The sequence below is a fragment of the Mycobacterium alsense genome (assembly GCF_002086635.1).
GTDB classification, from domain to species: Bacteria; Actinomycetota; Actinomycetes; order Mycobacteriales; family Mycobacteriaceae; genus Mycobacterium; species Mycobacterium alsense.
In genome coordinates, this window is the sequence record NZ_MVHD01000014.1 from 21,893 (window position 1) to 46,693 (window position 24,801).

At 71.0% G+C, this 24,801-nt stretch carries 22 protein-coding genes, 1 pseudogene and 1 riboswitch; of the genes and pseudogenes, 11 read left to right on the forward strand and 12 right to left on the reverse strand.

Annotated elements, in window-relative coordinates; all coding sequences use genetic code 11:
- Positions 1–16: 16 nt before the first annotated feature.
- The gene (locus tag BST11_RS10670; RefSeq protein ID WP_083137960.1) at positions 17–490 is read right to left on the reverse strand and encodes a LytR C-terminal domain-containing protein; all 474 of its coding nucleotides are present in this window, start codon (positions 488–490) and stop codon (positions 17–19) included.
- Positions 491–542: 52 nt separating this feature from the next.
- Positions 543–851, reverse strand: coding sequence for a nucleoid-associated protein NapA (locus BST11_RS10675; RefSeq protein WP_066931013.1), 309 nt, complete (start codon positions 849–851; stop codon positions 543–545).
- 180 nt (positions 852–1,031) lie between these two features.
- Here BST11_RS10675 and BST11_RS10680 point away from each other — a divergent pair, with 180 nt between their 5' ends.
- The 5 genes and pseudogenes from BST11_RS10680 to BST11_RS29260 form a co-directional block, all read left to right on the forward strand.
- Complete coding sequence (locus BST11_RS10680; protein WP_067323750.1) at positions 1,032–1,625, forward strand: peptide deformylase; 594 nt, start codon at positions 1,032–1,034, stop codon at positions 1,623–1,625.
- Positions 1,625–2,407, forward strand: coding sequence for a GNAT family N-acetyltransferase, cg3035/Rv0428c family (locus tag BST11_RS10685; protein WP_083137961.1), 783 nt, complete (start codon positions 1,625–1,627; stop codon positions 2,405–2,407). Before BST11_RS10680 ends, BST11_RS10685 begins: the two co-directional genes overlap by 1 nt.
- A 45-nt stretch (positions 2,408–2,452) precedes the next feature.
- Positions 2,453–3,283, forward strand: a complete 831-nt coding sequence (locus BST11_RS10690; protein ID WP_211284694.1) for an exodeoxyribonuclease III — start codon at positions 2,453–2,455, stop codon at positions 3,281–3,283.
- A 109-nt stretch (positions 3,284–3,392) separates the two neighbouring features.
- Positions 3,393–3,848 carry a hypothetical protein gene (locus tag BST11_RS10695; RefSeq protein WP_083137963.1) on the forward strand — a complete coding sequence of 152 codons (456 nt, stop codon included), beginning with the start codon at positions 3,393–3,395 and terminating at the stop codon, positions 3,846–3,848.
- Positions 3,849–5,885: 2,037 nt separating this feature from the next.
- Positions 5,886–8,108, forward strand: a pseudogene (locus tag BST11_RS29260) (cation-translocating P-type ATPase); the annotation flags it as partial.
- Here BST11_RS29260 and BST11_RS29265 read toward each other — a convergent pair.
- The gene (locus BST11_RS29265) at positions 8,077–8,379 is read right to left on the reverse strand and encodes an Rv1535 domain-containing protein (protein WP_425320599.1); all 303 of its coding nucleotides are present in this window, start codon (positions 8,377–8,379) and stop codon (positions 8,077–8,079) included. The pseudogene BST11_RS29260 and the gene BST11_RS29265 overlap by 32 nt on opposite strands.
- A 63-nt stretch (positions 8,380–8,442) precedes the next feature.
- On the opposite strand from BST11_RS29265, the gene BST11_RS10705 reads away from it, so the two are divergent.
- Complete coding sequence (locus tag BST11_RS10705) at positions 8,443–8,718, forward strand: hypothetical protein (protein ID WP_142276296.1); 276 nt, start codon at positions 8,443–8,445, stop codon at positions 8,716–8,718.
- Between the two features lie 3 nt (positions 8,719–8,721).
- Here the strand turns inward: BST11_RS10705 and BST11_RS10710 are convergent, their stop codons facing one another.
- From BST11_RS10710 to BST11_RS10720, 3 genes are read right to left on the reverse strand one after another with little or no spacing between them, the layout of a single operon-like run.
- Positions 8,722–12,555 (reverse strand): SpoIIE family protein phosphatase, encoded by a 3,834-nt coding sequence (locus tag BST11_RS10710; protein WP_083137966.1) that lies wholly within the window; start codon positions 12,553–12,555, stop codon positions 8,722–8,724.
- On the reverse strand, positions 12,552–12,914 hold the full coding sequence (locus BST11_RS10715; protein ID WP_067325789.1) for an STAS domain-containing protein: 363 nt from the start codon (positions 12,912–12,914) through the stop codon (positions 12,552–12,554). The genes BST11_RS10710 and BST11_RS10715 overlap by 4 nt, the downstream gene beginning before the upstream one ends.
- A 45-nt stretch (positions 12,915–12,959) precedes the next feature.
- Positions 12,960–13,625, reverse strand: a complete 666-nt coding sequence (locus BST11_RS10720) for a PAS and ANTAR domain-containing protein (protein ID WP_142276299.1) — start codon at positions 13,623–13,625, stop codon at positions 12,960–12,962.
- Between the two features lie 152 nt (positions 13,626–13,777).
- Positions 13,778–13,888: riboswitch (TPP riboswitch) on the forward strand.
- Between BST11_RS10720 and thiC the strand changes: the two genes are divergently transcribed.
- The 5 genes from thiC (at position 13,882) to BST11_RS10745 (ending at position 17,612) form a co-directional block, all read left to right on the forward strand.
- Positions 13,882–15,516 (forward strand): phosphomethylpyrimidine synthase ThiC, encoded by a 1,635-nt coding sequence (gene thiC, locus BST11_RS10725; RefSeq protein ID WP_083137968.1) that lies wholly within the window; start codon positions 13,882–13,884, stop codon positions 15,514–15,516. It overlaps the preceding riboswitch by 7 nt.
- Positions 15,513–16,349, forward strand: a complete 837-nt coding sequence (gene thiD, locus BST11_RS10730) for a bifunctional hydroxymethylpyrimidine kinase/phosphomethylpyrimidine kinase (protein WP_083137969.1) — start codon at positions 15,513–15,515, stop codon at positions 16,347–16,349. Before thiC ends, thiD begins: the two co-directional genes overlap by 4 nt.
- Positions 16,346–16,972 carry an alpha/beta hydrolase family protein gene (locus BST11_RS10735; RefSeq protein ID WP_083137970.1) on the forward strand — a complete coding sequence of 209 codons (627 nt, stop codon included), beginning with the start codon at positions 16,346–16,348 and terminating at the stop codon, positions 16,970–16,972. Before thiD ends, BST11_RS10735 begins: the two co-directional genes overlap by 4 nt.
- 52 nt (positions 16,973–17,024) lie before the next feature.
- On the forward strand, positions 17,025–17,249 hold the full coding sequence (locus BST11_RS10740; protein ID WP_067325760.1) for a hypothetical protein: 225 nt from the start codon (positions 17,025–17,027) through the stop codon (positions 17,247–17,249).
- Positions 17,250–17,318: 69 nt separating this feature from the next.
- Positions 17,319–17,612, forward strand: coding sequence for a hypothetical protein (locus tag BST11_RS10745; protein WP_244897610.1), 294 nt, complete (start codon positions 17,319–17,321; stop codon positions 17,610–17,612).
- A gap of 138 nt (positions 17,613–17,750) precedes the next feature.
- On the opposite strand, the gene BST11_RS10750 is transcribed toward BST11_RS10745, so the two are convergent.
- The 6 genes from BST11_RS10750 to BST11_RS10775 form a co-directional block, all read right to left on the reverse strand.
- Positions 17,751–19,193, reverse strand: a complete 1,443-nt coding sequence (locus tag BST11_RS10750) for a neutral zinc metallopeptidase (RefSeq protein ID WP_083137972.1) — start codon at positions 19,191–19,193, stop codon at positions 17,751–17,753.
- A 168-nt stretch (positions 19,194–19,361) separates the two neighbouring features.
- Positions 19,362–20,879: an HNH endonuclease signature motif containing protein gene (locus BST11_RS10755; protein ID WP_083137973.1), complete on the reverse strand. Its 1,518-nt coding sequence runs from the start codon at positions 20,877–20,879 to the stop codon at positions 19,362–19,364.
- 43 nt (positions 20,880–20,922) lie between these two features.
- Entirely contained in the window at positions 20,923–22,392 is a 1,470-nt protein-coding gene (locus tag BST11_RS10760) for a M28 family peptidase (RefSeq protein WP_083137974.1), read from the reverse strand.
- Positions 22,389–23,888: a M28 family metallopeptidase gene (locus tag BST11_RS10765; RefSeq protein WP_083137975.1), complete on the reverse strand. Its 1,500-nt coding sequence runs from the start codon at positions 23,886–23,888 to the stop codon at positions 22,389–22,391. Before BST11_RS10765 ends, BST11_RS10760 begins: the two co-directional genes overlap by 4 nt.
- 11 nt (positions 23,889–23,899) lie before the next feature.
- Positions 23,900–24,352 carry a DUF2752 domain-containing protein gene (locus tag BST11_RS10770; protein WP_083137976.1) on the reverse strand — a complete coding sequence of 151 codons (453 nt, stop codon included), beginning with the start codon at positions 24,350–24,352 and terminating at the stop codon, positions 23,900–23,902.
- Positions 24,303–24,644 (reverse strand): CD225/dispanin family protein, encoded by a 342-nt coding sequence (locus BST11_RS10775; protein WP_083137977.1) that lies wholly within the window; start codon positions 24,642–24,644, stop codon positions 24,303–24,305. The genes BST11_RS10770 and BST11_RS10775 overlap by 50 nt, the downstream gene beginning before the upstream one ends.
- Positions 24,645–24,801 lie beyond the last annotated feature (157 nt).

Sequence of the window (24,801 nt, forward strand, 5' to 3'; positions counted from 1 at the left end):
TAGCGGAAGCCTAACGTCAGCCGGTCACCAAAACGATGACGCCGGGCGGCTGGCCGTCGAGCGGGGGGATCCGCGGCTGCACCGGCGCACCCAGCTTCTGGCCCACCGCGTCCGCGGTGGCGTGCTCCCCGTCGGCGTCGGTGAAATACACCGTGGTGGTCGCGACATCCGGGACCGCCAGGTTGCCGACGTCGGTGACCTTGAACCCCGCGGCGGTCAGTTGATCCTTGGTGCGCGCGGCGACGCCCTCCTTGGAGGAGATGTTGTACACGCGCACCTCGGCCTTGGTCGCCGGAGAGTTGTTCGGGGTGGCCGACGCGCTGGTGGTGCTGGTCTGGGTGGAGACCGGCGACGCCGACTCGTCGTCGGAGTTCCCGGACGAACCCAGCGCCTGCCACCCGAGCAGCAGGAAGATGACGCCGAGGAACAGCAGCACCATCACCATCGCCCGCAGCGGTAGCCCGGTGGAGTCGGGAACGCGTTCTTTCATCGAGCCCACTGTAGCCAGGAATGCGCCCGGGCCGGCACAGGCACGGGGCCGGTCAGGTCACCTCGAAGCCGAGGCGGCGCGCCGCGCGCGCCTTTTGCCGGCTGGCGCGCAGCCGCCGGAGCCGCTTCACCAGCATCGGGTCGGCGGCCAGCGCCTCGGGCCGATCGACGAGCGCGTTGAGCACCTGGTAGTAGCGCGTCGCCGACATCGAGAACAGCTCTTTGATGGCGTCTTCCTTGACTCCCGCGTACTTCCACCACTGGCGCTCGAACGCCAGGATGTCGTGTTCACGGCGGGTGAGGCCATCGGCGATTTCAGCGTCGTCCCCCGATCGATTTGCCCGCGCCATGGCGCTGTCCATATCGCTCCCCTGGACCCTTCCGGCGATTCTCAACGTGCTCGTATGACTTGACTTATATAGGGGCATGTTTCGGCGAATATTGAACCACGCCGCGAACCCTCAAGCCGTAATCCAGGCCCGCGAGTCTCCCTATTGACGCGATTGCCCCCCGCCGCGTCGCCGCGCCTAAGCTAGCCGATCATGGCAGTCGTACCCATACGCATCGTCGGAGACCCGGTCCTGCACACCCCGACGACGCCGGTGGCCGTCGGCGCCGACGGTTCGCTGCCGCCGGAGCTGCCGGAGCTGATCGCCACCATGTACGACACCATGGACGCCGCGCACGGCGTCGGCCTGGCCGCCAACCAGATCGGGTACTCACTGCGGCTGTTCGTCTACGACTGCGCCGAGGACCGCGGCCTGACCGACCGCCGCCGCGGCGTCGTCATCAACCCGGTCCTGGAAACCTCCGAGATTCCCGAAACCATGCCGGACCCGGGCACCGACGAGGAGGGCTGCCTGTCGGTTCCCGGCGAATCGTTCCCCACCGGCCGGGCGAAGTGGGCGCGGGTGACCGGGCTCGACGCCGACGGCAGCCCGATCGCCATCGAGGGCACCGACCTGTTCGCGCGGATGTTGCAGCACGAGACCGGGCACCTGGACGGCTTCCTGTACCTCGACCGCCTCATCGGCCGGTTCGCGCGCAGCGCGAAACGCGCGGTGAAGTCCCATGGCTGGGGCGTTCCCGGCCTGTCGTGGCTACCGGGCGAGGGGCCGGATCCGTTCGGTCACTGATGGTCTCGTGGCCGGTCCTCGGGACGCGGGTGACGGTTCGCTACCGGCGCCCGACGGGCTCGGTGCCGCCGCTGACCGATGTGGTCGGACACCTGCTGGCGGTCGACCCGGTGGTGCGGGTGCGCACCAAGACGGGCGCGGTCGTCGAGTGCGCGCCCGCCGACGTCGTCGCGCTGCGGGAGCTGACCGACGCACCCGTGCGCACCTCCGAGATCCGGGCGCTCGAGCGCGCGGCCGCGGCGGCGCACCCCGGCGACGAGCACGCCTGGCTCGGCGGGTGGCTGCTGCGCGCCGGGAAGGGCGGTGGCTTCGCCGCCAATTCGGCCATGCCGCTGGATGTTTCGGCCGATGCAAGCGCGATCGGAGGCATCGTCGCGTGGTACGCCGCCCGCGCCCGGACGCCGCGGCTGGGCATCCCGGACCGGTTGCTGCCGGTGCCGCCCGGCTGGGTGTGCGAACTCGTCGAGCGGGTGATGGTGCGCGACGTGGAGCCCGGCGCACCGCCGGGGAGTCACGCCGGCGTGGCCGTCGACGCCCAACGCCACGCTGACGTGTCCGACGCGCCCGACGGCACCCGCTGGGTGGGCCTGTCGCTCGCGGGCACGCGGGACACCGCGCGCGGTGCGGCCTTGTTGGCGTGGGGCGCAAGCCGCGGCGCCACCCGCGGCTACCTGCGGGTGCACGACGCCGAGGGCGCCGCGCTGGCCGAGGCTTTGGGGTTCCGGCTGCACCACCACACCCGGTATTTCCCCCTGGGCTCGCCGACCGGCCCGGCCCGATAGCGTCTAAACATGCCCGACGGCCCCGTTGACGGCGGCGCCCCGCGACTGAGGCTGGCCACCTGGAACGTCAACTCCATTCGCACCCGGCTGGGCCGCGTCACCGACTGGCTGGCGCGCGCCGACGTCGACGTGCTGGCCATGCAGGAGACCAAGTGCGCCGACGGCCAATTCCCCACGCTGCCGTTGTTCGAACTCGGCTACGAGGTGGCCCACGTCGGTTTCAACCAATGGAATGGCGTCGCCATCGCCTCGCGCGTCGGGCTCGATGACGTGCGGGTCGGTTTCGAGGGTCAGCCCACCTGGTCCGGCAAGCCGGAGGTCGCCGCCACGGCCGAGGCGAGGGCGCTGGGCGCCACCTGCGGCGGTATCCGGGTGTGGAGCCTCTACGTCCCCAATGGGCGCGCGCTGGGCGACCCGCATTACTTCTACAAATTGGATTGGCTTGCCGCGCTTCGTGATGCGGCTGCGGGCTGGCTGCGCGACGATCCCGCGGCGCCGATCGCCCTGGCCGGCGATTGGAACATCGCCCCGACCGACGAGGACGTGTGGAGCACCGAGTTCTATGCCGGGGCCACGCACGTTTCCGAGCCCGAGCGCCGGGCCTTCAACGCCATCGTCGACGCGCAATTCACCGATGTGGTACGGCCTTTCGCTCCGGGCCCCGGCGTCTACACCTACTGGGACTACACCCAGCTGCGATTCCCGAAGCGGCAGGGCATGCGCATCGACTTCATCCTCGCCTCACCGGCGTTGGCCGCGCGGGTCACCGACGCGCAGATCGTCCGCGACGAACGCAAGGGCAAGGCGCCCAGCGACCACGCCCCGGTGTTCATCGATATCAGTATGCAACATTATGCATCGGATATGAATTTGTAGCGCACGGATCGCCGACACCCCCCAACCGGCGTACTGTGATGGCACCAGCGCGTTTTCCAGACGGCTGTTCGCTGTTTGCAGCGAGGAACATCGGGCCCAGGGAGTCATCATGAGTGTCGTCGGCGGAGCAGTCCGCAACGTAGGACGAACGGTGAACCGCGCGGCGACGGCGACCACCAGCGTCGCGGGCGCCGTCGGCGGCGCGGCGGTGAACGGGGTCGTCGGCGGTGTCAAGGGGGCCGCCGAGGGCATTCAAACCGGGCTCGACTCGGGCAGGAAGTCGACGGCGGCCGCCGCGCTGGCGATCGGCGCGCTTGGTGTGGCCGGAATCGTCGAGTGGCCGGTGCTGCTCGCCGTCGGCGGCGGGGCCTTGGTGTTGCAGCGGCTGAGCCGCCAGTCCCAGCAGTCCGCGTCGCCGCCGAAGGCGAAGCTGACGACCGTGCCGACCGAGCCCGAGGCCCCGGCCAAGGCGCAGAAGGCGCCCGCGCGCAAGGCCCCCGGCAAAGCGGCCAAGAAGACGACCGGTCGCCGCGCCGGCGCCGCCACGCTGCGCAGCACCAACTGAGCGGGAACCACTGATCGACTCTTGAGCATCACAACATTCATACGACGGTCACTGCCCGCGCGCGCCGCATCCGCAGGCCTACAGGCCGCCAGGACCGGCATCGAGATCGCCGCGATACCGGTGCGCGAGGGCGCCAGGGCGCTCACCGGCGACCTGCCCCACCACGCGCTGCGCCGGCGCTGTTGGCGCGGCAACAACCGCGCCTGGATCGAGGTCCGCGGTCTCGCCGATGCCGCCGACGGCGAACTCGGCCGGGCGGTGCTCGACGCGCTCCGCGGCCACCCCGGCGTCAGGTCGGTCAGCCTCAACCACCCGCTGTCGCGCGTCGTCGTCGGCATCGGCGATCCGGACACCCCACTGCGGGACCTGTGCCGGCTGGTCGAGACGGCCGAGCGACGTGAAAAGCCCCGCCGCGCAAGCGAAGACGAGGCGGGGGCGGCGGGGGCGGCAAACCTCCCCGGTGACGGCATCGTGCTGGCGACGAAGGCGTTGACGATGGCCGCCAACGCCGCCGGGCTGGGCGTCGCGCTCACCGGCCGCGCGATGCGCCTGCCGCCCCTGCCCGCCGTCGTCGGCGCGAGCGTGACGTTCTTCGACTACCAGCCCTGGTTGCGCCGCCTGCTCGAGGACGCCATCGGCCGGCCGGGCACCGACACCGTGCTGACGCTGGCCCACGCCACCAGCCACGCCCTGTCCCAGTCGCTGACGTCGTTGTCGATCGGGCTGACGATGCAGTCGCTGCAGGCCGCCGAGGTCCGCGCCGGGGCACAGCTGTGGGAGCGCCACGAGCCCGAGCTGGCCCGCCACGCCGACCAACCGCGGCCCCCGACCTCGCCGCGGCCGCGGCCGTCGCGGGGCGCGGAGCGCAGCGTCCGCCGCTTCGCCCTGCTGCAGGCGCTGAGCGCCGGGGCGATCGGCGTCGGCACCCGCAACCCGAACATGGTCGCCACCGCCGTGGCGGTGACCACCCCCAAGGCCAGCCGCACCACGCCGGAGGCGTTCGCCACCACCCTGGCCCGGGGGCTGGCCGAGCGGCACGCGGTGTTGGCGATGCGCCCGGAAAGCGTGCGCCGGCTGGACAAGGTCGACGCGATCGTCATCGACCCCCGCATCCTGTGCACCGATGCCCTGCGCGTGGCGCGCATCCGCGGCGCGGAAGGGGAGCTGTCGGCGGCGTGGAATCGGGCCCTGCTCATGCTGGAAACCAACGGCCTGCGCCCCGGCTGGCGCCCCGTGCCGGGTGCCTCCGGCGGCCGGCAGGCCGCGAAACTCGAGGCGCTCTTCGTTCCCGCGCACGACCCGTTGGCCGCGGCCGTGGTCGCCGAGGCGCACCGCACCGGGGCGGAGCTGGTCACGCTCGACACCGACGCGCTGGACGAGCTGCGGCCCGCGTTCGACGACATCCGCCCGCTGCGGAGCGCCGCGAACGGGTCCTCCGACAGGGCGCTGGACAACGCGCTCGCGCGGGCGGTCGCCGATCTGCAGCAGGCGGGGCGCCGCGTGGCGGTGCTGTCCTCGGCCGGCGCGCAAGCCCTTTCGGCCGCCGACGTCGCGCTGGGGGTGCTGCCGCGCCAGGGCCCGCCCCCCTGGCAGGCCGATCTCCTGCTGCCCGACCTCGAGGCCGCCTGGCGGGTGCTGCACGCGCTGCCCGCGGCCCGCGCCGCCGCGCAGCGCGGCATCGGCATCTCGGCCGGCGCCACCGCGATGGGCTCGCTGTTCATGATCCCGGGTGTGCGCGGCAATCTCGGGCCGCAGACCGTCAACGTGGGCGCGGCGGCGGGCCTGCTCTCGGGATACCTGCTCGCGCGCGGGACCCTCAACGCGGACACCCCGCGGCCGGCGGCCGCGCACGAGTGGCACGCGATGTCGGTGGAGCAGGTCCGCAAGGCGCTGCCCGACGGGCATTCCGGCGAGGCCGCTGTGGACGTCGGGCGGCCCTACCATCCGGCCGCGCAGCCGAAGGAGTCACTCGCGCAATCGATCTGGCAGCTGGCCAAGGCCGTCCGCGCAGAGCTGTCCGACCCGCTGACGCCGGTGATGGCGCTCGGATCGGCGGCCAGCGCGGTACTCGGTTCGCCCGTCGACGCCGTGCTGGTGGGCACCGTGCTCACCGGGAACTCGATCCTGGCCGCGGCCCAGCGGCTGCGCGCCGAAAAGCGGTTGAGCCACTTGCTGGCGCTGCAGATCCCGCCGGCCCGCAGGGTGCTCACCGGCCCGGACGGCCGACGGTGCTACGCCGACGTCGACGCCACGCAACTGCGGCCCGGAGACGTCATCGAGGTGCGCACCCACGAAGTGGTGCCCGCCGACGCCCGGATCATCGAACAGGTCGACGTCGAGGTCGACGAGTCGGCGCTGACCGGCGAGTCGCTGTCGGTGGACAAGCAGGTCGAGGCCACGCCCGGCGCCCCGCTCGCCGAGCGCCGCTGCATGCTGTTCGCCGGGACCACCGTGGTCGCGGGCACCGCGGTCGCGCTGGTGACCGCGGTGGGCGCCGACACCCAGCAGCGCCGCGCCGCCGAACTCATCTCCGGCGAGCTGTCGTCCGACATCGGCCTGCAACACCAGCTCGGCCAGCTCACCACGCGGGCGCTTCCGGTCAGCATCACCGGCGGCGCGCTGGTGGGCGCGCTCGGGCTGGTGCGCCGCCTCGGGCTGCAGCAGGCGGTGTCCAGCGCGATCGCCATCGCCGTGGCCGCCGTCCCCGAGGGAATGCCACTGGTGGCGACGCTGGCGCAGGCGGCCTCAGCCCGACGACTGACGAAATTCGGTGCGTTGGTTCGCGTTCCGCGATCGGTCGAGGCGCTGGGCCGCATCGAGGTGGTCTGCTTCGACAAGACCGGGACGCTGTCCGAGAACCGCCTGCGGGTGTCGGAGGTCCGCCCCGCGGCGGGCTCCTCGGAGGCCGCGAAGGCGGAGGTGTTGCGCTGCGCCGCGCATGCCGCCCCGTGGGCCAACGGTGGCCCGCAGGCGCACGCGACCGACGTCGCCATCCTCGAGGCCGCCGGCGGCCAGGACGCCGGCGCCGCGCCGCGCACCGCGCACCTGCCGTTCCGCTCCGGCCGGGCGTTCTCGGCCTCGGCGACGGGAACCGAGCTGACCGTCAAGGGCGCGCCCGAGGTGGTCCTGGCCGCGTGCGGGGACCGCTCCGCGGCGGCCTCGGTGCACGACACCGTGGCGGCGATGGCCGCCAAGGGGCTGCGGGTCATCGCCGTGGCGCGGCGCCGGCTGAGCCCACAACAGGCCAAGGCGATCCGGGACGACCCCGACCGCCTCGCCGGCTACTGCAAAGACGGCCTGACGCTGACGGGATTCCTCGGGCTGTCCGACACCCCGCGCCCCGAATCCGCCGGGCTGATCGGCACCCTGCGCTCCCAGGGCGTGGGCATCAAGCTGATCACCGGCGACCACCCGATCACCGCCACGGCGATCGCCGAGGAGCTGGGCCTGCCGGTCACCCCCGAGCAGGTCATCAGCGGCGCCGAATGGGATTCCTTGTCCCGCAAGGAACAAGAGCGCGTCGTGACCGAACGCGTGATCTTCGCCCGGATGACGCCGGAGAACAAGGTCCAGGTGGTGCAGACGCTGGAGAGCGCCGGGGTGCGCACCGCCATGGTCGGCGACGGGGCCAACGACGCCGCCGCCATCCGGGCCGCCACGGTCGGCATCGGCGTGGTCGCGCACGGCAGCGACCCGGCGCACCTGGTGGCCGACGTGGTGCTGGTCGACGGCCGCATCGACGCGCTGCTCGAGGCCATCGAGGAAGGACGCCAGCTCTGGCGGCGGGTTCAGGCGGCGGTGTCGGTGCTGCTCGGCGGCAACGCCGGCGAGGTGATCTTCGCGCTCGTCGGCAGCGCGATCACCGGGACCTCGCCGCTGAACACCCGCCAGCTGCTGCTGGTCAACACCATCACCGACGCGCTGCCGGCGGCGGCGCTTGCGGTGAGCAAGCCGCGCGGCGCCGTGGACCCCAACCTGCGCGGCGCGGATCAGCCCGCGCTGTGGCACGCCGTGGCCGTGCGGGGCGTCACCACCGCCGCGGCGGCGACGGCGGCGTGGGCCATGGCCGGCGTCACCGGGCGCCCGCAACGCGCCTCCACCGTGGCGCTGGTCGCGCTCGTGGGCACCGAACTGGGGCAGACGGTGCTGGAGTCACAGGCCCCGATGGTGGTGGTCACCGCGCTGGGGTCGCTCGCGTTCGTGGGGACCCTGATCAGCATTCCCGGGGTCAGCCAACTGCTCGGCTGTACGCCGATCGGCCCGCTCGGGTGGGCTCAGGGCCTGGGCGCCGCGGCTGCGGCGACCGCGGCCGTGGCCGTGGTCGGGCCGCGGTTCGAACGGCGGGATCGCCCCGATGCGGGTACCGCGCCGGAGGCTTCGTCATCGGAACCCGGCGAGGGGTCTGAGCAGGGTCCAGCACCTCAACCAGCCCGGCGCGCCACAGCAGCGCATAAAGCTCCCGCAGGGGCACGGCCAGCACGGAGGCTACCGTCGAAACCATCGGATCGGTCAGGGCGTCGGTCCTCGACATACTCCAGACGGTGACCGCACGACCCGGCCCAGCGGCAAACCCCCCGTTACCGGAAGGCGAATGATGGCGGAAAAGAAGGCACGCAGGGCGACTTCCCAGCGCGAGGCGGTACAGAAAATCCGGGAGGGCGAGACCTTCGCCGTAAATCTTCCGGTCCTGGGGCAGGTGGGGATTCCCCGGCCGGAGCAGCTGGCCTACTACGGCGGCCTGGCCGCGCTGGCCGCGCTGGAACTCATCGACTGGCCCGTCGCCCTGGTCATCGCCGCCGGGCACCTCATGGCGAGCAACCACCACAACAAGCTCCTCGAAGAGCTCGGCCAGGCGATGGAAGAGGCCTAGCGTCTAACCGACGGCGCGCTCGAACTCGAGCGTCACCCGGGTGCCCGCGGCGGTCCGCACGGTGTCGACACGGTCGGCCAGCCCGCCGATCAGGGTGAGCCCGCGCCCGCGGCGCCGGGTGCGCAGGCTGGCCGACGAATCGCCGACCCACCGGCCGGTGTCGCTGACGGTGACCGCGACCGTCTCGCCGTGCAGGAAGGCCTCGACCGATACCGTCCTGCGCGCCTCGCTGTGGCTGCCGTGTTCGATCGCGTTGGTCACGGCCTCCCCGGTGGCCAGCAGGATGTCCTCCTCGCGGCGCGGATCGACGGAGAGGCCTCCCAACCAGCTGCGCAGCTGGCGGCGCGCGACGGGAATCTGCGCCGGTGCCGCGGGCAACACGGTGGTGAAGCTGCGCGCGGCCGCGTGGCTCGGACGCAGCGCCAGGACCACCACGTCGTCGCGGTAGCCGCCAGGCGGCGTCATCCGGGCCAGCAGTTCGGCGCAGACGGACTCGACCGGCAGGTCCGCACACGCGGCGGCCGCCGCCTTCAGGCGGGCGAACCCGTCGTCGAGCGTCTCGCCGGGTCGCTCGATGAGCCCGTCGGTGTAGAGCAGGATCAGGCTGCCCGGCGGCAGCTCGGCCGCCGCGGTCGCCCGGTCCGGCTCGTGCCGTCGGTCGTCGTCCTGGACCGCGACCGGTGGGCGCCGGCCCCCGTCGAGGAAGACCGGCTCACCGTCGGGGGGGACGAGCAGCGGATAGGGGTGCCCGGCGCAGCTGTAGCTGACCGTGGCGCCGCCCGCGCCGGCCCCGGTATCGACGAGGGCGTAGGCCACGGTCGCGCAGCGGGCGCCGGTGACGCTGCCCGCGTAGCGGTCCAGCGCCGCCAGCACCGCGGCCGGCTCGGCGGCGGTGAGCGCCGACGCGGCCACCGCGGCGCGCAGCCTGCTCATCACGATCGCGGCGGCCAGGCCGTGTCCGACGACGTCGCCGACCGAGATCCCGATCCGGCCGGCGCGGCCCAGCGGGGTGACCGAATACCAGTCCCCGCCGACGCGCATCGCCTCCCCGGCCGGCTGGTAGACGGCCGCGACGACGCCGGCGGTCGAGCCGCGGTCCAGGTCGAGCAGGTGCTCCTGGAAGTCGACGGCGATGCGGTGTTCGCGCGCCATCACGCGGACCCGGTCCAGGGCCGCCTGGGTGAGCTCGGCCATCCGGCCGAACGTGTCGAGTTCGGCGGCACCGAACTGGCGCGGCGCACGCCACAGGAACAACAGCACGCCGATGACGCGACTCGTGTTGTCCCGCAACGGATGAGCGACGCAGGCGCGGACGTCGGCGGCGGTGTTGCGCACCGCGTGCTGGTAACGCGGGGGCAGCTCGAACGTGTCGGGGACGACCATCGGCTCGCCGCCGGTGATCACGTCGACCCCGACCAGCGGCGCGTCGAGGGCGACCACGTGATAGCGGTCCCGCACTTCGGCGGGCAGGTCACCGGCGTACTCGAAGCGGGCGTGCTGCTCGGTGTCCACCACCCCGATCGCGACCGCGTCGGCATCGGCCGAGCCGTGTGGATAACCGACGAGGGCGTCGAGGATTCCGGCGACCGAGTCGGTCGCCTGCAGCGCGGAGTCCAGGTGCACCAGGTCGAGCTGCGCCTCGCGGCGCTGGCGGTCGCGCTCGCGGGCGACCGCGGACAACCGCGAGGCCACCCGGTCGACGAGTTCCTGCGACCGGAACGGCTTCGGCAGGTAGTCGTCGGCCCCACCGGCGTAGCCCTCGTCGACGGCCTCCGCGCCGGCGCGGGCCGAAAGCATCAGGACCGGCGTGGCCGCCAGCGCGGGATCCGCGCGGATCGCCGCCAGCAGGTCGAAGCCGTTGAGGCCGGGCATCATCACGTCGGTCACGACCGCGTCGGGGCGCAGCTGTTTGGTCGCGGCCAGCGCCGCCCTGCCGTCGGCCACCACCACCGTTTCCCAGTGGGCCGACAGCACCCGCTCCAAATGCGCGCGCATGTCGGCGTTGTCGTCGGCGATCAGCACCAGCCGGCGCTCGCCGGGTTCGCCGAGCGCGGCGGCCGGTTCGGCGACCGGCGTCACCCACTGCCGCGCCTCGGCCACGTAGGGGTTGGTGTCGTCGGGCGTCGCCGCGGGGGATTGCTCGACCGCCGCACCCGCAACCGACAGCGGCAGCCGGACGGTGACCGCGGTTCCGCGACCCAGTTCGCTGTCGACGTCCACCGTTCCGCCCTGCAGCTCGACCAGCCCGCGCACCAGCGACAGCCCGATCCCGGTGCCCTCCACGCTGCGGCCGCCCAGGTTCTCGGCCCGGTAGAAGCGCTCGAACAGGCGGTCCAGGTCCTCCTTGGCGATGCCGACCCCGGTGTCCCGCAACGTCATTCGGCAATGCGGGGGTTCGGCGCGAACCTCGACCGATATCGAGCCCCGCAGCGTGTATTTGACGGCGTTGGACAGCAGGTTGAGGACGATCGTTTCCCACATGCCCGGATCGACCTCGGCCGGCGCGGCGCCGCAGTCCAGCACCAGCTCGAGCCCCGCCCGGTGGCACAGTTCGGTGAACGACGACGCGATGTGCGCGGTGAGGGCGCCGACGTCGGTGCACACCAGGTTCGCGTTCGCCCGCCCGGCTTCGATGCGGGAAAAGCCGAGCAGCGAGTCGACCAGGCGCTGCAGGCGCCGCGCGTTGCGGCCGGCCGTACCGAGCCGCTCCGCCAGCACGCTCCCCGGTGGGGTCTCGGACAACGCGTCGTCCAGCGGGCCGAGCAAAAGCGTTAGCGGCGTGCGGAATTCGTGGCTGACGTTGGTCAAGAACGCCGTCTTGGCCCGATCCAGCTCGGCGAGCGCGTCGGCCCGCCGCCGCTGCTGTTCGTAGGCGTCGATCTGGGTGAACGCGGACGAGAGCTGGTCGGCGAGCAGCTGGCAGAAGCCGCGGTACTGGTCGTCGAGCGGGCTGCGCGGGTTGATGCCGACGACCAGCGCCCCGCCGGTGGCGCCCTCGCCCAGCGGCAACGCCAGCGCCCGCTCCGGACAGTCGGCACCCAGGATCGCGTCGATCCCGGGCACCGCCGCCGCGACCTCGCCGATCTCGTGTGGGTCGGTCCGCGACCACGACGCCGGGTCGGACTCGGTCAGCCCCGTGAGCACGCGGGGCAGAACCGGCTCCACCGACGCCGTCGCGCCCCGCAGCGCGACGCCGCCGTCCGCGTCCGCGACGTAGACGGCGATGAACGGCAGGTCGGCCCGTTCGTCCGAGCACACCCGCACGGCCGCGCCCACCGCGTCGTCGATCGTGGTTGTCTCCATGACCGCCGACGCCACCGCGTTGAGCAGGTGCAGGCGCCGCTCCCCCAGCACCCGCTCCGTCGTTTCGGTGACCGCGCAAAAGACCCCCGAGACGTCGCCGCCGCCGCCGATCAGCGGGCCGTAGGTGAAGGTGAAGTAGCGGTCCCGGCGCCGGCCCTCGACGACCATCGACAGCAGCAGGTCGTTGGACCAGGTCGCCGCGCCGGTGGCGACCACGCTCTGCAGCATCGGGCTGATCGGCTCCCAGATGTCCCACCACACCTCGCGGCCGGGGCGGCCCAGCGCGGCCGGGTGCTTGTCGGCCAGCGCGGAAATGTAGGCGTCGTTGTAGACCAGGAACAGATCCCGCGGGTCCAGCCACAGCACGATGGGGAACCGCGACGTCAGCGCCGTCACGACCGCCGCGCGAAACTCGACGGGCCAGCGCGCCGGCGGCCCCAAAGGATGGGCGGACCAATCGAATTCGGCGAACCGGCGGCCCATCTCCCCACCCAACTCGACCGCGGCCGCCAGGTCAGGGGGCAGGGGGTTCATCGGCGTCGCTGGCGCTGCAGCGCATCCGACACCGTCGGGTAGACCTCGAGGATCCGATCCAGCTCCGTCACCTGGATCGGTCGAAGCACGACGTCGTGGTCGGCCACCAGGCGAACCGCCGTCCCGGTTCCCTTGCCCGACTCGTGACAGTCGAGCACCGCATTCAGCGCCGCGCTGCCGAAGAAGGTCACCGGCGTCAGGTCGACGACCACCAGCCGGGCCGGGTGCTTGGCGCCGACCTGAAGCGCGGCGGCGAGGTGCGGGGTGAGTTGGTCGACGGTGCTGGAGTCGACGTCGCCCTCGACGCGAACGACGACGGCGTCACCTTGGGCCTCGTGGTCAACCGCCAACAATTCGATGCCTTTCACGATCGGCAGGATGCCCGAAAATAGTGCTTTCGAAGCCTATCGCTGGGCGGAATGATCGGGCGGAATCCGTTCGTGCACGGTCAGCAGCACATGGTCGAACTGACTCTGGGCCGTGGCCGCCGGGGATGTCAGCGTGGAGACTTCATCCAGCAATCGCTTTGCCAGCGCGCGCAGCTTCACGTTGGTCTCCTGCGAGCGCCACTGCAGAAGCCGGAACGCCTGCTCCGCGCTGATCCGGTAGACGTACATCAACACGCCCTTGGCCTGCTCGATCGCCGCCCGATTCTCGAACAGCTCCGGCAGGGCCTCGTCGAGCACTTCCTGCCGAGTCTCGTCCCGCGCCTCGTCGAATGTGTGGGTGAGGTCGATGTAGTAACCGGCCGTGCCCACGACGGCGCCGGAATCGTCCAGCATGCGGTCGGCCACCACGATCGCGTCGTGCACGTCGCCCTTGGTGTCGAGGAACCGGTGCCGGCTCGAGAACGACTCCTCCGACCGCAGGGCGTAGTCGAGCAGGTCCTGGACGTGGGCGCGGTCGTCGGGATGCTTGTGGGACATCAACAGTTTGGTCGTCGGCTCCACGGTCTCGGGGTCGTAGCCGTGCATCCTGGCCACCTCGTCGGACCATTCCCAGCGTTGACCGACGAACCAGAACCGGAAGGTGCCCACGTTCAGGTACTCGCTGGCGACACCGCCGGGGATGGTCGGCCGCCGGCGGTCCCCGGCGGGATTCGCCGCGTCCCCGCGCGTGGGCTGTGGCACGTTTGCATCCTGCCACTACGTGGGTATGCCGGGCTACCGTCTTCAAACCGGTCGTCTGGGGGTAACGTCGCGTGCGGAGCGACCAACCAGAAAAGTTCAGACGCGGGAGCGCACGCCGAGTGCGCTGAGAGGACGGCTCGGGGCCGTCGACCGTACGAACCTGACCGGGTAATGCCGGCGTAGGGAGATGACACACATGACCGTGACTATCGAGCCGTCGGTGACCACCGGACCCATCGCCGGCAGCAGCAAGGCCTATCGGGAGCTGGACGGGGTGCCGGGTGCGCGGGTGCCGTTCCGGCGGGTGCACCTGTCCACCGGGGACCATTTCGACCTGTACGACACCTCCGGGCCCTACACCGATTCGGACGCGGTGATCGACCTGGCGGCGGGGCTGCCGGCGCGGCCCGGCGTGGTCCGCGACCGCGGCACCCAGCTGCAGCGCGCCCGCGCCGGCGAGATCACCGCCGAGATGGCGTACATCGCCGCCCGCGAGGACATGCCCGCCGAGCTGGTGCGCGACGAGGTCGCCCGCGGCCGGGCGGTGATCCCGGCCAACCACAACCACCCCGAGAGCGAGCCGATGATCATCGGCAAGGCCTTCGCCGTCAAGGTCAACGCCAACATCGGCAACTCGGCGGTGACGTCGTCGATCGCCGAGGAGGTCGACAAGATGGTGTGGGCCACCCGGTGGGGCGCCGACACCATCATGGACCTGTCCACCGGCAAGAACATCCACGAAACCCGCGAGTGGATCCTGCGCAACTCGCCGGTTCCCGTCGGCACGGTGCCGATCTACCAGGCCCTCGAGAAAGTCAAGGGCGACCCGACCCAGCTGACCTGGGAGATCTACCGCGACACCGTGATCGAGCAGTGCGAGCAGGGCGTGGACTACATGACCGTGCACGCCGGCGTGCTGCTGCGGTACGTGCCGCTGACCGCCAAGCGGGTCACCGGAATCGTGTCCCGCGGCGGCTCGATCATGGCGGCCTGGTGCCTGGCGCACCACCAGGAGTCGTTCCTGTACACGCATTTCGAGGAACTGGCCGACATCTTCGCGCGCTACGACGTCACCTTCTCCCTCGGCGACGGGCTGCGGCCGGGGTCGATCGCCGACGCCAACGACGCCGCGCAGTTCGCAGAGCTGCGGACCCTGGGCGAGCTGACCAAGATCGCGAAAGCCCATGGCGCACAGGTGATGATCGAGGGGCCCGGGCACATCCCGATGCACAAGATCGTGGAGAACGTGCGGCTGGAAGAGGAGCTGTGCGAGGAGGCCCCGTTCTACACGCTGGGGCCGCTGGCCACCGACATCGCGCCCGCCTACGACCACATCACCTCGGCGATCGGCGCGGCCATCATCGCCCAGGCCGGCACCGCGATGCTGTGCTACGTCACGCCCAAGGAGCACCTCGGGCTGCCGGACCGCAAGGACGTCAAGGACGGGGTGATCGCCTACAAGATCGCCGCGCACTCGGCCGATCTGGCCAAAGGCCACCCGCGTGCGCAGGAGCGGGACGACGCGCTGAGCACCGCTCGGTTCGAGTTCCGGTGGAACGACCAGTTCGCCCTGTCGCTGGATCCCGACACCGCGCGGGAATTCCACGACGAGACGCTGCCGGCCGAGCCCGCCAAGACCGCGCACTTCTGCTCGATGTGCGGGCCGAAGTTCTGCTCGATGCGCATCACCCAGGACGTCCGCGACTACGCGGCGGAACACGGCCTCGACAGCGAGGAGGCGATCGAGGCCGCCCTGCAGGAAGGAATGGCCGACAAGTCACGCGAGTTCGCCGAGCACGGCAACCGGGTGTACCTGCCCATCACCCAGTGAGCTTCCTGCCGCTGGCCCCGCCGGGCAGCACGCCGCCCCGCGTGCTGACCATCGCCGGATCCGACTCGGGGGGCGGCGCGGGCATCCAGGCCGACATGCGCACCATGGCACTGCTGGGCGTGCACGCGTGCGTGGCGGTCACCGCGGTCACGGTGCAGAACACGGTGGGGGTCAAGAGCTTTCACGAGGTGCCCGACGACGTGGTCGCCGGCCAGATCGAGGCCGTGGTGACCGACATCGGCATCCAGGCCGCCAAGACCGGGATGCTGGCGTCGGCCGCGATCATCGGCGCGGTCGCCGCCAGCTGGCGCGGGCTGGGTCTGACGGGCTCGTCTGTCCCGTTGGTCGTCGATCCGGTGTGCGCGTCCATGCACGGCGACCCGCTACTGGCGACTTCGGCCCTGGATTCGCTTCGGGGCCAACTGTTTCCGCTTGCCACCCTGGTGACGCCGAACCTCGACGAGGTGCGCCTGCTGGTCAACATCGACGTCGTGGACGCCGCGTCGCAGCGCGCGGCGGCCAAGGCGCTGCACGCGCTCGGCCCGAAGTGGGTGATGGTCAAGGGAGGGCACCTGCGCTCGTCCGAGCGCAGCTGCGACCTGCTGTACGACGGTGCCTCATGGCACGAGTTCGACGCCCCGCGGATCGCCACCGGCAACGACCACGGCGGCGGCGACACGCTCGCGTCCGCGGTGGCGTGCGCGCTGGCGCACGGCTACAGCGTGCCCGACGCGGTCGGGTTCGGGAAGCGCTGGGTCACCGAATCCCTGCGCGCCGCTTACCCGTTGGGCCATGGCCACGGTCCCGTCTCGCCGCTGTTCCGGCTGACATGAACCTGGACACGATCGCCGGTGTGGCCCACGAACCTTCCGGTACGCCGTCCGGGGTCGTGGTGCTGACCCATGGCGCCGGGGGCGACCGGGATTCGGCTCTGCTGGGCCAGGTTTGCGACGAGTGGGCGCGGCGCGGCTGGCTCGCGGTGCGCTACAACCTGCCGTACCGCCGGCGCCGGCCCAAGGGCCCGCCGTCCGGCTCGGCCGCGGCCGACCGCGCCGGGATCGTCGAGGCGATCGCGTTGTGCCGCGGCCTCTCCGGCGGCCCGCTGATCGCCGGCGGACATTCCTACGGCGGTCGCCAGACGTCCATGGTCGTCGCTTCGGGCGGCGCCGCGGTCGACGTGCTCACGCTGTTCTCCTACCCGGTGCATCCGCCGGGCAAGCCGGAGCGCCCCCGCACCGAGCACCTGCCCGACATCCGGGTGCCGACCGTGTTCACGCACGGAACGTCGGATCCGTTCGGCACGCCGGGCGAGGTGCGCGACGCCGCGGCGCTGATCGACGCACCGACCGAGGTCGTCGAGGTCACCGGCGCGCGCCACGACCTGCGCTCGAAGACCCTCGACGTGCCCGCGCTCGCGGTCGAGGCCGCGTTGCGGTTGACGTGGAATCTCGATTAACATAATCCGCACTTGGCGGGCCGCCCCTCGGCTCGGCCGAGGGGGATCGCACATGTTGGAGAAACTTCGCCGAGTGCTTGAGTTCCGGCTCAGCATCGCCCAGCTGATGGCCATCGGAATCATCCTCGGCACGCCGTACCTGCTGGTGGGAACCATTTGGTCGACGACGCACACCGAGCACCTGCACCAGATGCACGGGGTCGATCTTGCGGTGTCGTTCCTCGGGTCGATCGTGTCGTGGCCGGTGCTGCTGTTCGCCAACGTCTGCATGACCTAAGGTCCCCACCTTATCGACATCGGCCATTTACATAACTGGGGGGTTACAACTGCCGTGCACAATCGCCGGATGCTTCTCGGGGTGGCGGGCCTGGTGCTGGCGCTCGTCGGGCTGGCAGCGTTGTGGTTCCCGGTCGCCCTCGATCAACACGACGCGTACGGCTTCCCGATCGAGTGCGGCAACGGCTTTACCGCCGACATGCCGCAGCTCGCCGGCGGCCAGGTGGCCGACAGGTGTGAGAGCGCGCTGCTCATGCGTCGCGCCTGGGCTATTCCCTCAACCGCCATCGGCTGGCTGCTGGTGAGCGCGTTCCTCATCGCCTGGGCGCGCGAGGCCCCGTCCGCGCGCGCGGATGTCTCCTGAAGGAGTTGGCCCGCGCTTGCGATCGCCACGAGCCCGATGGTGGCGACCCGCCACGCCCGGCTACGCCGCGCTTGCGATCGCCACGAGCCCGATGGTGGCGACCCGCCACGCCCGGCTACGCCGCGCTTGCGATCGCCACTAGCCCGGAAAGCGCGAGTAACAGGCGTCCATGTTGCCGACCACCCCGCCGCGGAAGGCGGCGATCCGGGTGAACCCGGCCGGCACGCTGGTGCCGTCGGCGTCGCTCGCGACCAAGTGGTTGGTGAGCAGGCCCGAGACCGCCTCGTCGAGATCACCCGCGGTCAGCACGAGCTGCTTCTGCGATGGCAGCTCGATGGGTTCGGCCATCTTGCGGTGCACGACACCGGTCAGGCAGGCGGTCCGCAGCGCGGTCCAGGGGCTCTGCATCGGCAGGCCGCGGTCGTTCTGGACGGCCAGCGCGTAGCGCGACATCACCATGGACAGGGCGGTGTCGTCGCCGCGCGGCAGGGTGCGCTCGTTCTCCGCGGGGACCGCGCCCGCTTTCGCCAGCGCGGGGAGGTCGACGGCGATGGTGTTGGTGGCCGGGCAGTAGGACGCGGGCGGGCTGGGCCGGGCATCGGGGCAGGCCGCCGGCTTGTAGGACAGCTTGGGCGGGTTCTTCGGTGCGAAAACCTTTCCCAGCAGCTCCATCAGCGTGGACAGCGTGTCCTCGTCGATGGCAACCTCGCCGGTCTCCGGGTCGCCGCCTGGGTCGACCCGCAGGGCGGTCGGCAGGTCGCCGCGGCGCTGCTCGATTTCCTTCCTGTCGATCCCCGCGCACGCCGAGGCGCCGCTGATGAAGCCCATCTGGAAGGCGCTGATTCGATCCAGGGCCGACCCGTGCTCGTCGTCGTTTTGGGCGTCGGCGTCCTCGACGGGGTCGCGGGTGGTGATGATGCCGGCCAGCACGTGGTCGAGGCCGTCGGCGGTGCTCAGCGTGAAGCGCGGCGACTTGTCGTCGGCGACCCAGAACAGGTACACGCCGGCGAAGCAGTCGGCCTGCTGTTCGCGAACGATGGTCGCGTCCCTTCTGGTCACCAGTTTCGCCATCTGCTGCAGGGCGTGGCCGAACTCGTGCGCCAACACGCCCGTGACGGACATTTCTCCGAAATAACGTTGCGCGACGGGCATGAACACCCCGCGGTCCCAGGCGACCAGGTTGCATCGCGAGCTGAAGAACGCATTGACGAGGTCGTAGGTGTCGTTGTGGCAAACGATCGGGCTGCGCGGATCCTCGGAGTCGTAGGACACCATCTTGCCGACCGGAATGAAGGTGCCCTTCAGCGATTGGCTGTACACCGACTTCCAATACTCCTCGATGTCGTTCATCGAAAGCAGGGAGAGCTTGTCGATCGGCCCGTTGTCGGTGTTGATGACCGTGCCCTTGGGACTGGGCGCATTCGGACGGATGCCGCTGCGGCCGTTGGCCGCCGGCAGGCCGCCTACCCGAAACGGGTCGTTGAGCATCGACAGGGCACGCCCGTCCACGAAGGTGGTGCACCCCGCCACCACGAGTGCCGCCCCCACGCCGGCGATTGCCGCCTTCAGGCGTCGACTCATGTCAGACCTCATCCCGACCGGGCTGCAAGGCAGCATCGAAGGGACTCATTCTAGATGCCATGGCTAACTTCGACAGCCCGAATGACATCGATGGTTTCTCGCTGCGAAACGCCAGCGCGCTCGCCGATATCGATGCCGCGATGTGACGGCAAAGCCCTTGACGGCCTTTCAGAATGGCGGTGGATCTTCGTCGTCGTTGGGTGGGGGTAGGGCGAAGTAGTCGCGGGTCTGCGCGTGTTGGGCCGCGCGGGCTTGGCGGGCGGCGCGGTTGTGGCGGCGTTCGGTGGCCACCCGGTAGGCGCGCTCCTGGGCGCGGGTGCGCCGGCGCCGCGGCATCATGGCGGTGCGCTCGGCGCTGTAATCGGGGCGCGGGTCGGCCTCCACGCAGCCCATGCCGCCCACCGCGTGGCACAGGCTGGGAAACAGCAACGCGCTGCCCGGGGTGGTGACATAGGTCTGCCCGGACGGGGAGGTGAAGATCAGCGTGCCGTCGGGCAGCTGCTGCTCGGCCCAGCCGAGGAACGTTTTGATCAGGTGATGGGTGGTGCACAAACATTTGAGGTTGCCCGCATGGGTGGGCCCGCCGACGGCGTGGGGGATGGTGTGGTCGATTTCGCAGCGCGCGGCGGGCTGATCACAGCCGGGCCAGCGACACGTCAAATCCCGACACCGCACAAAATCGGCCAACGCCTTCGAGGGCACGTAGCCCTTTTCCGGCGCCGCGTCGGCGGGGTGAAACAGCGGCACCAGTTTCGCCGATTGGGCCAGCTCGGCCATCACCTCCGGCGGGATCAACCCGTCGGCGCCGCACAGCGAGCCCGGGGCGCCGCGCCCGTCGAGGCTGGCCTGCTCGGCGATCACATGGATCACCACCGGCCCCGCCGGCCTGGCCCCGGCCGCACAATCCGCCCGCCGGCAACGACAGCCCAGCCGATCGGCCCCGGCGGCCAGCGCCCCCAACGCATCCGCGCGCCGCTGGGCGGCGGTGCGCGGATCATGCGGGCACACGGTACCCGCCACCGCATCCAGCCGCTGATCCAGCGCGTGCGCATCGGTGCTCAACAGGGTGCCGTTGATCTGGGAGACCCCAGATTCGACCAGATCGCCGATCCAGATCTCGCGATCGCGTTGATGCCAGGTGCGCCGGCGCACCGCATCCACATCGGCGCGGGCCACGATCTTGTCCACCTGAGCGGCCAGCCGGCCCTGGGTCATCGACGGCCAGCGCCCCACATGGGCGGCCAGTGTGGCATCCACCGCGGCCAGCACGTCGGGATCCTCGATCAAATCGGTGCGATACACCAGGGTCTGAAACACCCGAAAGTCAATGTCGCCGGCGGCGAACACCTCGGCCACCTTCGGCAGGCGCTCGCGCATCGCCCGCGCATACCGCAACCGGCTGGCCGCCAGGCCCTGGCTGATCCGCAACGCCGCACCCACCTCGGCGGCCACCGCCTCCATCGTGTCGATCGCCCAGCCCTCGGACTCCGCGCACCGCGACAACCGATACACGAACAACTCCCCGATCAACGCCAACTGCGCCGCGGCCGCCCGGTTCTCCGCGCGCGCCGCCGCGGCGATGCGCTCCAGCAGCGCCGTCGAGGCCGCCGTCGCCGACGGATAACACCGCTCGAACTCCTCATCGAAGTGGGCGATCACCTCCGCCCGATTCCTCGGATCGAACATACGTTCGAGTATGCCACACGCCTACGACAACCGGCCGCAACCGCTACGGCACCCGGGTGCGGTGGCGCTTGTCGTGCGGCGGGACGCCGTTGGCTCCCCCGATCGACTCGGCGTAGGTGCCCACCGCGAACGCCGCGACGGAACCCATGATGGCCAGCGCCTCCCGGTTGACGGCGTCGACGGTGTCCCGGGGGCCCTGGTAATTGGGGTCGAACGGGGCGCCGGCCTGCCCGCCCCAGAGTCGCGCCTGCACCGTGGTTTTCGTCTGCGTGGCGCCGGTGGTCAGACCGCCTACCGGCACGCCCGCGACCATGAACGGGTGGTAGTCGGTCACGGTGTTCAACGGCATGTCGGCCGGCCGCTTCCCGGCCTGGTACAGATCGCCGCCCAGAGTGCGTTCGATGCCGGCCGAGCCCTCGGGCACGTCGCCGAAGGCGATTCCAGCGCCGGGCGGACCGGACTGGTCGCCGTCGAGGGTGAAGAAGCCCGCGTTGGCCGAACCGACCGTGGTGAAGTCCAGATACATCGCGATGTCGTTGAGCTGGTCGCCATCCAAGCCGAACACGTAATCCATGGCGCCGTTGATCCCGTCCTCGTCGGCTCCCCAGAACACGAACCGCACCGCGTTGTTCACCGGGGCGAGCGGCCCCAGCTGCAGCGCCGTTTCCAGGACCGCGGCCACGCCGGTCCCGTTGCCGTTGATGCCCGGACCACCGCGCGGTCCGTCCAGATGCGCCCCCACCATGATCGACTCGTGCGGCGAGCCGGTTTCGGTCTGCGCCAACACGTTTCGCGAGCTGATCGTGGAGTGCTGGGCGTCCAGCACCAAACGGACGGGCGCGGTGTCGCGCGCCAGCGCGGAGGCGCCGTCGGCGCCGACGACGGCCACCGGCACGGTCAACTGCTTGAAGTAACCGGGGCCGAACAGCCCGGGCGGGGCCCCCCGCCCGCTGGGCGCGCTGAGCACGATCAGCGCGGCCGCACCCCGCGCCACCGCGCTGCCCTGCTTGTCGACCACCGAACAGCCCGCGTCGTCGACGACGGCGATCGCGCCCTTGGGCACCGCGGCCGGGTAGTCGCCGGGCGCGCAGCCCGACGGTCGCGTGGGCCGCACCGGCCGCCCCGTCAGTCCGCCGGGCGGGGTCCGCACCAGCAGCGACGCCTGGTCGACCGGATAGGTGCGGCCGGCCACCGTCAGCGTCGGCTTGCCCGGCGAAATCGTGAGCAGCCGATCGAACTGCGGCGTCGATACCTTGAAACCCCTGTCCCGCAACGCCTTCGACACGTAATCGACGCTGGCGTCGTAGCCCGGGGTGCCGTCCGCGCGGTTGCCGCCGTGGGCGTTGGCGATGTCCTGCAGCGCGCGCAGGTGGGCAACCAACCCGTCCCCGGTCACCTTCGCGGCCAAGCCCCGACCGAGGTCCGGCGGCCCGGCCGGGCGCGATCCCGTACTCGACGCGCAGCCTGCCACCAGCCCGATCAGCACCAGCGCCGAGCCCAGCCGGCGGATCATGGCTTGGCGAGGGTGTGACGCGTGCGATCCGCCAGCACCGGAACCCCGTTGCGGCCGCCGACGTCCTGCGCGTACAAGCCGACCGCGTAGGCGACGCCGGCGCCGTTGATTCCGAGTGCGGCGCGGTTGATGTGCTCGAGGGCGTCGCCCTTTTGGTGATAGTTGGGATCGAACGGCTGGTCGGCGGCTCCGCCCCACAGCTTGGCCTGCTCGGGGGTCATCTTGACCTCGGCGCCCGAGAACAGGCCGCCCGCCGGGATGCCGGCCAGGGTGAACCCGTCGTAGTCCGAGCGGCCGTCGAACGAGGTGTCCTGCGCGGTCTTGCCGACCGACTTCAGGTAGGCGACCAGCGCGCGTTCGATGCCCGCGGAGCCCTCCGGCACCACCGGCTGGCCGCGCGCGTCCATCGGCAGCGATTGGTCGCCGTCGTAGGTGAAGTAACCCGGGTTAGGCGAGGCGAGCATGTCGAAGTTCAGGTACAGCGCAATGTCTTTGAGCCCGTCCAGGTTCAGCGACTCCACGTAGTTGCGCGATCCGATCAGCCCGAGTTCCTCCGCCCCCCAGAAGCCGAACCGCACCGCGTTGTGCACCTGGGGCGAGTTCCCCAGCTGCAAGGCGGTTTCCAGGACCGCGGCCACGCCCGACCCGTCGTCGTTGATGCCCGGGCCCTCCGGAACGCTGTCCAAGTGCGCGCCCACCATCACCACGTCGGTGGGCGACCCGGTCTTGGTCTGCGCAATGACGTTGCGGGCCTTGAACGTCTGGACGCTCGCGTTGAGCTTGATCGTGGTCGGTCCCGGCTGCCCGCGCAGCTGGAGCCCGACGGACTTGGTGACGCTGACCACCGGGATCTTGACGTCCGTGTCGGCCCCGAGGGTGCCGCCCATCTGTTGCTCGTCGACGTTGTCGACGACGATCATCGCGACGGCGCCGTGCTGCGCCGCGGCATCCTCCTTCTGGGCGAACGGGCAGCTGCCGCGGTCCACCAGTACCACCGCGCCCTGCACCCGAAGCCCGTCCAAGTCGGAGGGCTTGCAGCCCGGGCTATCCCCGGGCGGAACCGCCACCAGGGGCCCGCCCACACCGTTCGGTGGGGTGCCGCGGCTGAACTCCAGCGCTCGCGCCTCCACGGTCGCGCCGCCGACCGTCACCACCGGCTTTTCGCTGTGGAATACCCGCGCCGAGAACTCGGGTGTCTGGACGTCAAACCCGCTGTCGCGCAACTTATTCACCACATAGTCGACGCTGGCCTCGTAGCCCGGGGTGCCCACGGCGCGGTTGCCGTTGTTGGCGTCGGCGATGTCCTGCAGCTTCGAAAGGTGCGCCATCATCGCGTCGACGGTGACCTTGTCATGGAGGGCGGTGGCGAACGCGGCCGCGGCGGGGTTGCTGGTCGCCGGCTGCGGGTCAGGGCAGCGATGCGAGCAGCCGGCCAGCAATGCGGTGAGAGCGACCACGGCGAGTGCCGCAGGGATCGTCCGCGGTTTTTTAACCATCGCGACCCAGGTTAGACATAGAGCGCGCTGAATGGCGTAAACGGGATGTTGCGCACCACAAACCACGTCGCCACCAACAGCAGCGCCACCATCGCCGACCACCGCCGGTGTTGCCAGCCCCGGATCCGCCGGCCGGTCATGCGCCCGTAGGTCCACGCCGCGTACGCCCAGACCAACAACGCCAGCGCCACCAAACCCAGCGCGTTGAACCTCGCGGCCGCCGCCATGTCGCCGTGCATCAGCGAATACAACATGCGCGCGCTGCCGCACCCGGGGCAATCGACGCCCAACAGGGCCTTGGTGGGGCACACCGGCAGCGGGCCGCCCGGCGTCGTCGGATCTCCCACCCAGGTGGCCGCGCACACGAACGCGGCGGCCGCCGCCACCGTAAGCGGCGCGCCCAGCTCCCGGGACTCAGGACGTAGCGGAAAGCGTCGCGGCAAGGGCGTTCGTCGTGCCCGCATCGAGACCACCGGCCACCGACACGATGATGAGGACGGCAACCCAGACGGCCCAGATGACGACGGACCAGATCACCCACTTCCGGGCGCTGGCGGCGGCCGCCTGCGCCTCGGCATGCAAACCCTGGGCCCACAACCCATTGACGGAGGCCGCCTTCACGATTGCGACGATCCCGGTGATCGGGAAGCAGAACAATGTCGCCAGAATCGCCCACACCAAGTTGTTGTTCGGGGCAAGGCCGGCGGGCTGTGCCGGCGGGTACCCGGGCGGCGGCGGGGGTGGCTGCTCAGTCATGGATTCTCCAGGGGGAAAGAATGTCGCTGGTGTGAGGCCGTGCTTACCCTACCCGAGGCAGGCAATAACCGCGCTATCTGCGCGGATATTCATCATTTCCGGTGACCGCGCCAACGTGGTCGGCGTGCCGTGAAGATTGAAAACCGTTGATTATCAA